10 protein-coding genes are annotated in these 13,166 nt (G+C 61.2%); 5 read left to right on the top strand and 5 right to left on the bottom strand.

Annotated elements, in window-relative coordinates:
* The first annotated feature begins 38 nt into the window (after nt 1-38).
* Nucleotides 39-1,343, top strand: coding sequence for a carbohydrate porin (locus HMPREF9695_RS04270; RefSeq protein ID WP_245258713.1), 1,305 nt, complete (start codon nt 39-41; stop codon nt 1,341-1,343).
* Here the strand turns inward: HMPREF9695_RS04270 and HMPREF9695_RS04275 are convergent, their stop codons facing one another.
* From HMPREF9695_RS04275 to HMPREF9695_RS04285, 3 genes are read right to left on the bottom strand one after another with little or no spacing between them, the layout of a single operon-like run.
* A complete protein-coding gene (locus tag HMPREF9695_RS04275; protein ID WP_006019571.1) occupies nt 1,344-2,129 on the bottom strand; it encodes an enoyl-CoA hydratase/isomerase family protein in 786 nt (261 codons plus the stop codon). It lies immediately after the preceding gene.
* A gap of 26 nt (nt 2,130-2,155) precedes the next feature.
* The gene (locus HMPREF9695_RS04280) at nt 2,156-3,316 is read right to left on the bottom strand and encodes an acyl-CoA dehydrogenase family protein (RefSeq protein ID WP_006019572.1); all 1,161 of its coding nucleotides are present in this window, start codon (nt 3,314-3,316) and stop codon (nt 2,156-2,158) included.
* A gap of 14 nt (nt 3,317-3,330) precedes the next feature.
* Entirely contained in the window at nt 3,331-4,389 is a 1,059-nt protein-coding gene (locus HMPREF9695_RS04285; RefSeq protein ID WP_006019573.1) for an acyl-CoA dehydrogenase family protein, read from the bottom strand.
* 442 nt (nt 4,390-4,831) lie between these two features.
* On the opposite strand from HMPREF9695_RS04285, the gene HMPREF9695_RS04290 reads away from it, so the two are divergent.
* Together HMPREF9695_RS04290 and HMPREF9695_RS04295 are read left to right on the top strand one after the other, a co-directional pair.
* Nucleotides 4,832-6,262, top strand: coding sequence for an aldehyde dehydrogenase family protein (locus tag HMPREF9695_RS04290; protein WP_006019574.1), 1,431 nt, complete (start codon nt 4,832-4,834; stop codon nt 6,260-6,262).
* A gap of 83 nt (nt 6,263-6,345) precedes the next feature.
* Nucleotides 6,346-7,236 (top strand): NAD(P)-dependent oxidoreductase, encoded by an 891-nt coding sequence (locus tag HMPREF9695_RS04295; RefSeq protein ID WP_006019575.1) that lies wholly within the window; start codon nt 6,346-6,348, stop codon nt 7,234-7,236.
* Nucleotides 7,237-7,251: 15 nt separating this feature from the next.
* Here HMPREF9695_RS04295 and HMPREF9695_RS04300 read toward each other — a convergent pair whose 3' ends face one another.
* Nucleotides 7,252-10,086: a bifunctional transaldolase/phosoglucose isomerase gene (locus tag HMPREF9695_RS04300; RefSeq protein ID WP_006019576.1), complete on the bottom strand. Its 2,835-nt coding sequence runs from the start codon at nt 10,084-10,086 to the stop codon at nt 7,252-7,254.
* 327 nt (nt 10,087-10,413) lie between these two features.
* On the opposite strand from HMPREF9695_RS04300, the gene HMPREF9695_RS04305 reads away from it, so the two are divergent.
* Nucleotides 10,414-11,463 (top strand): YeeE/YedE family protein, encoded by a 1,050-nt coding sequence (locus HMPREF9695_RS04305; protein ID WP_006019577.1) that lies wholly within the window; start codon nt 10,414-10,416, stop codon nt 11,461-11,463.
* Between the two features lie 93 nt (nt 11,464-11,556).
* The gene (locus HMPREF9695_RS04310; RefSeq protein WP_006019578.1) at nt 11,557-12,021 is read left to right on the top strand and encodes a DsrE family protein; all 465 of its coding nucleotides are present in this window, start codon (nt 11,557-11,559) and stop codon (nt 12,019-12,021) included.
* 3 nt (nt 12,022-12,024) lie between these two features.
* Here the strand turns inward: HMPREF9695_RS04310 and HMPREF9695_RS04315 are convergent, their stop codons facing one another.
* Nucleotides 12,025-13,134: a YeeE/YedE family protein gene (locus tag HMPREF9695_RS04315; RefSeq protein WP_006019579.1), complete on the bottom strand. Its 1,110-nt coding sequence runs from the start codon at nt 13,132-13,134 to the stop codon at nt 12,025-12,027.
* Between the last annotated feature and the right edge of the window lie 32 nt (nt 13,135-13,166).

The raw sequence follows: 13,166 nt of genomic DNA on the forward strand, positions 1-13,166 counted from the left end.
AAACGCTGCGGACCGTCGCGACCGCGAGCATCATATGTGTGCTTTCACTTCATGGTGCCTGGGCGGCGGATGCAAAGGCGCCAGACAAATCCATAACGAAAAGCCCACGCGAGCTTCTGGCCGATTGGGGCATCCAGTTCAATGCGACGTATATATCGGAGGTGTTCGGCAATGCGTCGGGCGGCATGCGGCGCGGCTCGATCTATACAGGACGTCTCGATCTCGGCACGGACATTGATCTCGAAAAAGTCGTCGGCTGGACCGGCGCCAAGTTCCACGCCAACATGTTCCAGATTCACGGTCAGGGTCTGTCGCGCGATTATGTCGGCAACCTCATGCTGGTCAGCGGTGTCGAAGCGCTCAACGCGACGCGTTTGTATGAATTGTGGATTGAGCAATCGCTGTTCGGCGGCGCATTGCTGGTTCGTGTTGGACAGCAGGCATCCGATGTCGAATTTATCGACAGCAAGTATGACGACATTTTCACCAACTCGGCGCTTGGGTGGCCGGGTATCACCGGCATCAATCTGCTGAGCGGCGGCCCATCACCACCGCTGGCCGTACCGGGCGTTCGCATCAAGGCGCAACTGGCCGAAAATATCACGGCCTATGCCGCGATTTTCGACGGCGATGCCGCGCCGCCGGACAGGCTGGTTGATCCACAGATCGCAAATCCGCACGGATTGCTGTTTCGCGTCAATGATCCGGCATGGATCATCGGGCAGCTCAAATACGGCTTTGAACTTGGTGAAAGCAATTTGCCGGGCACGCTGACCGGCGGCGCCTGGAAGCATCTCGGCGATTTCGGCGACATGCGATACGCGGCGGATGGCCTTCTGCAGGCGGACCCTCTGAGCTCGGGTGTCCCGCTGAAACGCCGAGGGAATCAGGGGATCTTCGGGGTGTACGAGCAGATGCTGTCGCGCGCGACGCCGGGTTCTGACAAGGGGGTCGGCTTTTTCATCCGGACATCCATCAGTCCGTCGGATCGCAACCTTATCAGCTTTTACATCGACGGCGGTTTCCAGTTCTCAGGCTTCAGTGACGCGCGTCCCAACGACAAGTTCGGTGTTGCGATGACCTATGCGCGCATTTCCGATGCGGCGCGCGCAGCCGATCGCGACGCTCAGACGTTTACGGGGACACCGTATCCGGTGCGCGATTTTGAAGCTGTGTTCGAGATGACTTATCTGGCGGAGATTCAAACCGGCTGGACCGTTCAGCCGGTTTTCCAGTATGTCTTTCATCCGGGAGGGGGCGTGGTCGATCCCAACGACCCGACCCAGACAAGGCGCATCAAGGACGCTGCGGTGTTCGGTCTACGCAGTACCTTCAACTACTGATCATCGTCCCTTGAAATTTCCGGCGCGCCGCTCTGCGGTCGCCTTGATGCCTTCCTGAAAATCCTCGGTTTCGCGCAGCCAGGTCTGCTCAGCGAGTTCGTGGTCGGTTTGTGCCTTGACCCGATCCGCAAGGCCCGCCCGCATTGTCGCACGTGTCGACATCAATCCCAATGGCGAGTTTTCGGCAATCTCATGAGCGAGCTTGAATGCTTCGGCACGCACCTGATCCTGCGGGACCAGGATGTTGGCGAGGCCCATCTTGAATGCTTCCTCACCGGTCACGCGGCGGCTGGTGTAGAACATCAAGGCCGCGTTGTTTTTCCCGATCACCTCAGGCAGCGTCACGGTCAGCCCGAAGCCGGGATGGAATCCAAGCTTGGTAAAGTTTGCAGCGAAGCGTGCCTCGGGGCAGGCGACGCGGAAATCAGCCGATACCGCAAGTCCCAGGCCGCCGCCGATGGCTGCGCCCTGAACCGCGGCAACGATCGGCTTCTTGTTGCTGAAGATGCGGACGGCTTCGCGGTAAAGGTCGCCAGTGGTTCCGTCGCCTGACGCGGCATCGCCGTCAAAATCGGCCGGCCGATTGAAGTTTGCGCCGGCGCAAAAAGCTTTGCCCTGTGAGGCAAGCACCACGGCGCGGGCGTCCATATCGTTGTCAATCTGCCCGAGCGCGTCGGCGATCTGGCGGATCAGGGACAGATCGAAGAAATTCAGCGGCGGCCGGCGAATCTCGATCAGCGTGACGTGTCCGTGCTTTTCCACGCCGATGTCGGTAAAGCCGCTCATTGAGAAACCTCTCTCTTATTGTTGGTTTAGCGCAACCCAAGTCCACGCGCGATGATCCCGCGCAGCACTTCCGTCGTACCGCCCTGAATGGTCAGCTTCGGGGCAATCTTGGTGGCGAATGCCAGTTGATCTTCAAGCGTGCTGTGATTGGAGGCGTCGGTGTCGATAAAGGCTGCCAGATCGCGCACGCGATGCGGAAGCTGCTGTTCCCATATAGTGCCGATATCCTTGACAATCGATGCTTCCACGACCGGTTCTTTGCCGGCCTGGAGCATGCCTGCAACAGAGACAGACATGCGACGCATGGTGTGAAGCTGAGCTACCAGCCGGCCGATGCCTTCTGCACCGCGCGTATCGGGTTTCGATCCAAGCGCACGCACCAGTTCGGTCAGCACGTAATAGGTTTCCAGAAACCGCTCTGGCCCGCTGCGTTCATAGGCCAGTTCGCTGGTCGCCTGCTTCCATGCGCCGTCGATTTCGCCGAGGACATGATCGTCCGGCATGAAGGCGTCCTGAAACACGACTTCATTGAATTCCTTCAGACCGCTGATCTGCTCGATCGGATTGACGGTGATGCCGGGCGTCTTCATGTCGACCAGAAACTGCGTCAGGCCGTGGCGCCGGTTCTCCTTGGTCGGCGGAGAGGTGCGGAATATCGCCAGCATGTAGTCGGCCATATGCGCCGAGGTGGTCCAGATCTTGGTACCGTTGATCAGCCAGCCGCCGTCGGTTTTGGTTGCCTTGGTCTTGGCGGCGAACAGGTCGGAGCCGGAGTTCGGCTCGCTCATGCCAATGGCGAAACAGACTTCGCCGCGGCAGATGCGCGGCACGATGTCCATCTTGATCCGCTCGTTGGCGTATTTGAGCAGCACCGGGCCGCTCTGGCGATCGGCAACGAAGAAGCGGCGGGTGGGCGCGTTGGCGATACGCATTTCCTCGGTGACGACGTAACGCTCCAGGAACGTGCGCTCGTGTCCGCCATATTTCTTCGGCCAGGTCATGCCGATCCAGCCGCGTTCGCCCACCCGGCGGCTGAATTCCGGAACGTCGGTGTCTTCGCGCTGCGGCTCATGCGGATTGAAGGTACCGGCGGCGATTTCCTCGGCGAGAAAAGCGCGCACCTCATGCCGCAGTCTTTCGCATTCTTCCGGCAGACGAATTTGGTCAAAACGCAGCGCTGAGGTCATGATCAATTCCTTTGTCAGCGCGAAGCGACCAATGGCCACAGTTCATCCGCGCCCCGCGCGGCAACGAATTTACCGAGCTCGGTTGCCCAGTAACTTTCATGGCCGAAATCGTCGCGCCATCCCAGCGCACGAAGTGTGTAGCGGTGCAGAATGTGCTCCATCGAAAAGCCGATAGCGCCATGCACCTGATGCGCAATGGCCGTGCCTTTCTCGGCGGCTTCCGCGCAGCGGATCTTTGCCGAGGCCGCTTCCAGAAAAACCGCATCATCGAACGACGAACTGTTCGCGATAGCGTCGGCGGCGGAGCCAGCCGCGGCCACAGCGGCAGCGACTTCGCCAGCGAGTCGCGCGAGATTGTGCTGCACCGCCTGGAATTTCGAGATCTGCTTTTCGAATGCAACACGTTCGTTCGAATAGCGCACCGTCATGTCGAGCATGGTCTCGAGCGCGCCTGCGATCTGCAGGCTGCGCACAGTCGCGCCCATCAGCATCAGCGACGCCGGCGTCATGTCGGATGATGCCGGCTTGGACGAAAGAGGTTTAACGTTATCGAATGTCACGGTGTTTGACGCGTCGCTGCCGAGACTCTCGCCGGCCTCGATCCGGCAGGCGGAGGCTTCCACCAGCGCGATGGAATACCCCTTTGCGTCTTGTGCGATTACTGCGATATGCGCGGCATCCGACGCAAACGGCACACCGCGAACCCGTCCGCTGAGAGAGCCATCCGCGCTGATCGCGACGCGGTCCTGCGGCCGCGCCGGAGCTACTGTCATTTTACCGGCGGGCGAGGGAAGTCCTGCCTGCGACAGCAGCCAGCCTGCGAGCATTGTTTCGACTAGCGGAACAGGGACTGCAAATCGGCCCACCGAACTCGCAACGCTGAAGCCGTCTGCGAGACTGGCTCCCGAGCCATCGCAGTCCTCCGGCACCCATGTGAGCGGTAACCCCGCATCGGTGAGCGCAGCCCAGAGTGGTGTTTTCCAGCCGTCTTTTGTGGCGTTGTTGAGGTTCTGAGCGTCGGCGAGGTCGGAAAAGATCCGTTCGGCGGTTTCCGCAACGATGTTCTCGGTCACACTAGGATGCCCTTGCTGCCCGTTCTGAAGACCCGCGCAATTGACTGTCAGTCATCAAAGTCCCGCACTTTTTTGGTCCAGCCGTTGAGGCGGGACCGATTTTTTTTGCAACGCAACGAGCGTCGGATTGGAGTGCCAGCCAGCGGCTGAAAGCAATGAAATGGCACTGTCAGGAACGGTATCCTTTCGCTCCGAACGGTGTCAAATCAGATTGGGTTCTCGCAAATGCCACAGCCGGACAGGCTGGTCTTCATGGCGATATCCGCATGCCCCGCATGCACCAACCCCGCATCTCGGGTGATCGGGAAATGCGCCCTTTCGCTGCTGCCACAACAAAGATACGATTGAGGGATATCGGCGATAGCCGGTAGATGAATTCACCGATCGTATGATCGATTCCATCCATCCTTACGCAAGAACGCGGCAGTACAAGGGAAACGTCATGACCAATCGTATGCAGTTTTATATCGACGGAAGCTGGGTCGATCCCGCCGTCAAGAAGTCCATTCCCGTCGTCAATCCGGCGACGGAAGAAGCGATGTATGAAATTGCCGTTGGATCGAAAGCCGACGTCGACAAGGCTGTCGCTGCTGCCCGCCGCGCGTTCGAGACCTTCTCGCAGACCAGCCGCGAAGAGCGCGTCGCGCTGCTTGAAAAGATTATTGCGGTCTACAAGACCCGCATGAAGGACATCGGCGCTGCGGTGTCCGACGAAATGGGCGCGCCGCTGCCGATGGCCGAGAAGATGCAGGCCGGTGCCGGGCTCGGCCACCTCGCTTCGACGCTCGAAGTTCTGAAGAATTATCAGTTCGAGGAGCCGATCGGCTCAGCCGTCGTGGTTCGCGAACCGGTCGGTGTGATCGGCATGATCACGCCATGGAACTGGCCGCTCAACCAGATCGCCTGCAAGGTCGCGCCTGCGATCGCAGCCGGCTGCACCATGATCCTGAAGCCGTCGGAATATACGCCGTCGTCGGCGTTGATCTTCGCTGAAATCCTGCACGAAGCGGGTGTGCCGAAGGGTGTGTTCAATCTGATCAACGGCCTTGGTCCGGATGTCGGCGTTGCCATGAGCGAACATCCCGGGATCGACATGATCTCGTTCACGGGTTCAACCCGCGCCGGCATCGACGTCGCCAAGCGTGCAGCCAACACCGTGAAGCGCGTCAGCCAGGAACTGGGCGGCAAGTCGCCGAACATCATTCTCGACGACGCCGATTTCACCAAGGCTGTGACCGGCGGCGTGGCGCATATGTTCAACAACTCCGGCCAGTCCTGCAACGCGCCGTCGCGCATGATCGTGCCGCAGGCGAAGATCAAGGAGATCGCAGCGATCGCCAAGGCCGTCGCGGACAAGACCAAGGCGGGCGACCCGCGCGCCGAGGGCACCACGATCGGCCCCGTCGTCAACCGCATCCAGTGGGACAAGATTCAGGGTTTGATCCAGAAGGGCATCGACGAGGGTGCCACGCTGGTCGCCGGTGGTCCCGGTCTGCCGGAAGGCGTCAACAAGGGCTTCTACGTTCGCCCGACAATCTTCTCCGATGTCACCAGCGACATGACGATTGCCAACGAGGAAATCTTCGGGCCGGTTCTGGTGATCATGGGCGCGAAGGACGAGGCGGAGGCGGTGAAGATCGCCAACGATACGCCCTATGGTCTTGCAGGTTATGTCTCGGCGGGTACCGTCGAGCGCGCGCGCAAGGTCGGACGTCAGATTCGCGCCGGCAACGTCAACCTCAACGGCGTGCCGAATGAGCGCACCGCGCCATTTGGCGGCTACAAGCAGTCGGGCAACGGCCGCGAGTGGGGCAAGTTCGGCCTCGAGGAGTATCTCGAAGCCAAGGCGATCGCAGGCTTCAACGCAGCCTGAGATTGTCCGCTATGATTTTGCCGGCGCGGGATCGCTCGCGCCGGCATATTTTATTCTAAGGCCAATCTGGATCGGTAAGCACCATGGCGACACCCGACACCGTTGTCTTTGTAGGTCTGGGTCAGATGGGCCTGCCCATGGCGAAGCGCTGCATCGCTGCCGGTTTCAAGGTTCGTGGTGCCGATCCGTCAGGGCCTGCGCGCGATGCGCTTGCCGCGGCGGGCGGAGAAGTCTTTGCGGGCGGACGCGAAGCCGCCAAAGATGCGTCGATCCTGATTACCATGCTGCCGGACAGCCGAATCGTGCGCGAGGCTGTGCTCGGCGAGCAGGGCGTCGCCGATGTCCTTGCAAAGAATGCGCTGATCATCGACATGAGTTCATCGGTGCCTGTCGATACGCAGTCGCTTGGCAAGGATCTTGCCGCACGCGGGATTGCGCTGATCGATGCGCCGGTGTCCGGCGGCGTCAAGCGCGCCATCGACGGCACCCTGTCGATCATGGCTGGCGGTGATGCTGCGCTCGTGGAGCGGGCGAAGCCTGTGCTGCAAGCCATGGCGAAATCTGTCTTCGCGACCGGCCCGCTTGGCTCGGGCCACGCGATGAAGGCGCTGAACAACTACGTCTCTGCCGCAGGACTCGTCGCAGCCTGCGAAGCGCTGCTGGTCGGCCGACGCTTCGGCTTGCAACCGGACACGGTCATTGACGTCCTCAATGCATCGACCGGCAAGAACAACTCCACCGACGTCAAGATGAAGCAGTTCGTGATCTCGGAGACGTTCGCGTCAGGCTTCTCCCTGGCCTTGATGACCAAGGATCTGCGCATCGCCGCCGATCTGTCGAAGCTTGTCGGGCTGGATAACTCGAATGCGGAAACCATCGCCGCGTTTTGGGAGAACGCCAAGTCGTCGCTCGACAAGAACGCCGACCACACCGACATCTATCGATTCATTGCGTCAGCGATTCAGGACCGCTGACGCGCAGACCGATGCTTATTTCAAGGCGCTTTGAACCGCCGCATCGATGGCTGCAAGTCCTTTCGCCACATCGCCCGTGATGTGAAGCCGCAGCGCGCGCCGCCCGCGTTCCGCCAGCACACCGAAATCGCCGCGTGCCTGCGCTGCCTCGATGACACCGAAGCTGATCTTCTGGCCGGGTACGTCCAGATCGTCCGCGTTATCCGAAGTGATCTGCAAAAATATGCCGTTGTTCGGGCCGCCTTTGTAGGCCTGTCCGGTGGAATGCAGAAAGCGCGGCCCAAAGCCGACACAGGTTGCGGCCTGTTTACTGTCGCGGATCGTCTTGCGGATATTCTGTATCGCAGCGATGTTGGCGTCGTTGCGGTCGAGATAGGCGAGGGCGGCGATATAATCACCCGCCTTGATGCGTGCGAGGTGGGCCTTGAGCCACGATGCCAGATCGCCATCGGCCCCGGACTTTCGCAATGCGTCTGCATTCGCGGTATCAGTAAAGATTGCAATCGCGCCGTCGGTTGCGACAGCCGTCTCGGCCGGCAACGCGCCTGACGCCTCGAACGCGGACGTCAGCTCTCGCGTCTTCGCTTTTGCGGCTTCCACATCCGGCTGGTCGAACGGATTGACACCCATCACCGCCCCGGCCACTGCGGTGGCGATCTCGAAGCGGAAGAATTCCTGTCCGATATGCGCGGGGCTCGTCACGGTAATGCGGACGACGGGATTGCCGGCGGATTCCAGCGCAGCCAGCGCTGTTTCACGAGCGCTGTCGCTGTCGTCCTTCAGCCGCAGATCGATGAACACGCGATCCTTGCCGTAAATCTCTGGCTTACCGAGAGGCTCGCCTTCGAGCGGGATCAGCGCCTTGCCGTTCTTGCCGGTGGATTCGGCGATCAGTTGCTCGGCCCATGCGCCGAAATCCGCAATGCGCTTCGATCCTGTGAGCGTGAGCTTGTCGCGGCCGTGCTTGGCGGAGGCGGCGAGTGCGAGGCCAAGCTGAACGCCCGGGTTTTCCGCAGGTGGCACGTCGGGACCGCAGGAGCGCACCATCGCGCTCGCGAGACCGAGAAGCTCAGAAATATCGATTCCAGCCGCAGCCGCCGGAACAAGCCCGAACGGCGAGAGCACTGAATAACGGCCGCCGATTGTCGGCTCGCCGTGGAAGATCTGCGCAAAGCCGCGCGCGGTCGCCACCTTTTCAAGCGATGAACCGGGATCGGTCACCGCGACAAAACGCTCTGCGGCCTTTGCACCGGCGCGAACGAAGAAATACTCCATCAGCGCGTTGGGCTCTGTGGTGCCGCCGGATTTGCTCGACACGATGAACAGCGTCTTGTCGAGATTGATCGCGGCTTCGGTTCGGCGAACCTGTGCAGGGTCCGTCGAGTCCAGAATGCGCAGCTTCGGAAAGCCGTCGATCTGGCCATAAGTTTCGGCAAGCACTTCCGGCCCGAGACTGGAGCCGCCCATGCCGAGCACGACGATGTCGGTGAAATTCTTGCTCTTTACCCAGCCGGAGAATGCGACATAGCGTTCGACTTCGTTCTGCTCGCGCGCGACGACATCGAGCCAGCCGAGCCATTTGGCTTCGTCACCACCGGTCCACACCCTGGCATCGCGCTGCCACAGCGCGCGAATGGTGCCGTTTGCACGCCAGCGTTCCGACAGTGCCCTGGCGTCCTTCTCGATCTCTGCCGGCAACTTGATGGTCTGCGCGTCGATACGCGAAGCGAGGATTGCTGCCCGCTTCTGCGCGACGGCACCCAGCAGCTTGTCGAAGGCTTCGGCGAACAACTGAACGCCATCGTCGACCAGTGTGTCGGTAATGGCATCAAGCGAAATGCCGCTTTTCGCAAGGCCTGCCAGAACACGCTCGGCGTCAGGAATGTTCTGCTCAAGGCTGTCGCGCGGCTTGCCGTGATCGCGGAAGGCATCGAGGGTCGCGGGCGGCACGGTGTTCACCGTATCGCGTCCAATCAGCTCCTCGACATACAGCACGTCGCTGTAAGCCTTGTTCTTGGTGCCGGTCGAGGCCCAGAGCAGACGCTGAACCTGCGCGCCTTTCGCCGCAAGCTTCTTCCAGCGATCGCTACCGATCACTTTCAGGTAATGCTGATACGCCAGCTTGGCGTTGGCGATGGCAACCTTGCCCTTGAGCGCTTGGAGCCGGGCTTTTTCATCCCCGCTCGCCGCGGCGATCTTGCCATCGAGCTGATTGTCGACGGCGGTGTCGATGCGGCTGACGAAGAAGCTGGCCACGCTGGCGATGCGCCTGGGATCGCCGCCGCCAGCGACGAATTCCTCTAGGCCGGAGATATAGGCTTCGAGAACTTCCGCGTACATTTTCTGCGAGAACAGCAGCGTGACGTTGATGCTGATGCCTTGCGAGATCAGCGCACGGATCGCCGGAACGCCCTCCGGGGTGCCGGGCACCTTCACCATCAGATTGTCGCGGCCGACGCTGGTCCAGAGCCGCTGCGCCTCGGCGACGGTGCCTTCGGTATCGCGCGCGAGATATGGCGAGACTTCGAGACTGACGTAGCCGTCCGCGCCTTTCAGATCGTCATAGACCGAATGCAGCGCATCCGCCGCGCGCTGGATGTCTTCCACTGCGAGCGTTTCATAGAGATCACTCGCCGAACGGTCGCGCTCGCTCAGGAGGGCGGAAACCGCCTCGTCATATTCATTGCTGCCGCCGATCGCTTTCTCGAAGATCGAGGGATTGGACGTGACGCCGCGCACTCCGTCGCTGTCGACCAGCGCCTTGAGTTCGCCGTTGGCGATGAAACCGCGCGCGAGGAAATCGAGCCAGATCGCCTGGCCATGGGTCGTGAGAGCTTTAACTGGGTTCATACCGTCTCTGGGAATTGGCGGAGGGGAGGATGTTGTCGGCTGCAAGGCTTGCTGTTGTCAAAGAATCTCGCGTGCCGATGGTTTCATTCGTCGAGAATAGACCGCTCGTGCGGCGGTATTATAGAGAGTGCCGCTGACGGACCGATTTTTTACCCGGCCGCCGGAGAAGAATTTCCGCCTGCCGCTTCGAGGAGGGGAAGGACTCTCTCCATTTTCTGCCGTCAAGGCAACAATATCCTTAGTTTTTCAGCGATATGGACCATTTCGAGGGGTGCGAATAGATATTTATTCTACAAACGTCACCCTTGTGGTCAAGGAAGTTCCATCATGCCCGGTATCCCGGTCTCCGCTGGTTTTGCGATTGGTCTCGCGTTCGGCGTCGTCGGCCTTCTCAGCGGGTTCTGCCTGATGAGCAGCCTTCGCGACTGGTGGACCGCGAACGATGGCCGCAAGGTCCGCAGCTACGCGCTGGCGCTGGCTATTGCGATCCTGGGAACCCAGCTCGTCGCAGGCGTAGGCCTCGTCGATATCGCCAAGTCGATCTATCTGCAGCCGTCATTCTCCGCACCGCTGATTTTCGCGGGCGGCCTGCTGTTCGGCTTCGGCATGGTTCTGTCCAACGGTTGCGCTTCGCGTGCGCTCGTGCTCCTCGGCAAGGGCAATCTCCGTTCGCTGGTTGTGATTGCTATCATCGGTATTGCCGCGCAGATGACCCTGAAGGGGCTGATCGCGCCTGCGCGTCTCGCCTTGCTCCAGGCAACCCAGATCACGCCGGCCGCCGTTTCGGCGCCGGCGCTGCTTGCCACCGTGGGCATTGATGAATTTGTGGCCCGTATCGCCGTGACACTGATTGTGGTCGGCGGGCTGCTGATCTTCGCATTTTCCGACCGCCAGTTCCGCCGTGCTTATGGCCAGATCGCCGCCGGTCTTGCGGTGGGTCTTCTGGTCACCGCCGGATGGCTCGCGACCGGCTGGCTTGGTGCCGATGATTTCAATCCAATTCCGGTGACGTCGCTCTCGTTCGTCTCACCGATTGCCGACACCTTGCAGTACACGATGCTGTCGACCGGCCTGACGCTGAGCTTCGGCGTCGCGCTGGTGGTTGGCGTGCTCTCCGGCAGCGTCCTGACGGCAGTTCTGACCGGGCGCTTCAAGCTTGAGGGCTATACCTCTCCGAGCCACATGGTGCGTTCGATTTCCGGCGCAGCATTGATGGGCATCGGCGGTGCGATGGCTTACGGCTGCTCGATCGGCCAAGGTCTGACCGGCCTGTCGACGCTCGGCATGCCGTCGTTTATCGCGGTTGCGGGAATCGTGTCGGGCGCAGCGCTCGGCATTCGCGGTGCGGTCGTCATTCCGGCCCTTGCTACGCGCTAAGGAACGCACGTTCACCGGAACGTTCACGGCGAACAGCTTGTTCTCCCGGCATCGCTCCGGCATTCTCCGGTGCGTTGTCGCACGAGGCTCGTCATGAATCGCCGCAAACTGATCTACTCCGCTGCATGTGCCGCGCTGGCTTTGGCCATCTCGCATCCAGCCATTGCGCAGACGAAGGCCAAGCCTCCCGAGGACAAGCCCTTCGCGGAACATTTCATTGCGCTGCAACTGTCCGATTCCGATCCGAAAAAGCAGCGGCTGGTGCTGAGCGTCGCCAGCAATCTTCAGAAAGCCTACGGGCAGGACAAGATCGCGATCGAGGTCGTGGCGTTCGGCCCCGGCATCGATCTATTGCGCGACACCAGCGAGAACCGGCAACTGGTGGACAGCCTTGTCACGCAGGGCATTCGCTTCGATGTCTGCGGCAATACGCTCGACACCATCGAGCACGAGACCGGACAGCGCCCGAAAATCAATCCGCATGCGATTGAAGTGAAGGTCGGCGTTGGGCAATTGCTGACCTTGAGCGAGGGTGGCTACACCGTCATTCGTCCCTGATCTTTATTCCGCCGGATCGCTTTTGCCGAGCAGGCTGGCCCAGCGGCGCTGAATGATGTGGCGGGGCGAGCCGTCGACCAGAATGGCGATGCCAAGCCGCGCACCGACAATCATGCCACCAATGGCAAGTGGCGCGGACAGCGCGAGCATCGATCCTGCCGTCAGGCCCTGACCGATGGTGCAGCCGCCGGCAAGAATTCCGCCGACGCCCATCAGCACACCGCCACCGAGATGACGGCGCATTTCGTGATCGTCGTCGAATGCTTCCCAGCGCAGTTCGGCTGAACGCCATGCGGCGAACCAAGATCCGGCGACGACGCCGAACACGCTTCCAACACCGAAATCTGCGAAGTTCGTGACGCTCTGCAAGCCGGCGTAAAGCGCCTTGCCGACGGTGGAGACGAACGTCAGGCTCTGCGGCTTCGCCGGACCTGCGAATTCATCCACGACGCTTGTCGTCACTAACCACCCGGCCACGATCAGGATGCCGAGCACGATTCCTGCGGATAAAAGACGCGGCGCGCGGCGCAGCCGAGGATCGCGCAGCGCGAGCCAGCACAGGGCAGCTCCTGCGATCACGGCGAGACCTGCGCGGATATCGATCCCGAGAACCTGCGACGACAGCGATGCAATGTCGGCGCGGGCGCCATCAGGCATCGGCAGCGACAGCGATTCCAGAAACTCGATGCGGAAGCCGGCAAGGAGTCCGCGCAGCGTGGCGTAGGCCGCAGCGCCCAGGATCAGCACCACAACAAGACTGCGCAGATCGCCGGTGCCGAGCCGCACCAGCGAGCCGAAGCCGCAGGTGCCGACCATCGCCATGCCGACACCGAACATCACGCTGCCGATCAGGATTGCGACCAGCGGCAAGGCTGCGGGCGTGTAGGTCACAAGGGCAGGATCGAGCACGCCCCCAAGAACAAGCGCCTGGGTGCCGAGAATGGCGATGCCAAGCGCCAGCCCGAAAATGCGCAGCCGCCGGCTGTCACCGCCCATCAGCGCATCTTCGATCGCACCGAAGGTGCACAGCCGCGCATGGCGCACGGCAAAGCCTGCGGTCGCGCCGATGGCGAAGCCGCCGAGTGCTTGCATCCAGGCAGATATGTTCTGCATGGCGTTTCTCCCGGACCGGCGCGACGTGAAGC

It is taken from the genome of Afipia broomeae ATCC 49717, from assembly GCF_000314675.2.
In the GTDB taxonomy this organism is placed as follows: Bacteria; Pseudomonadota; Alphaproteobacteria; order Rhizobiales; family Xanthobacteraceae; genus Afipia; species Afipia broomeae.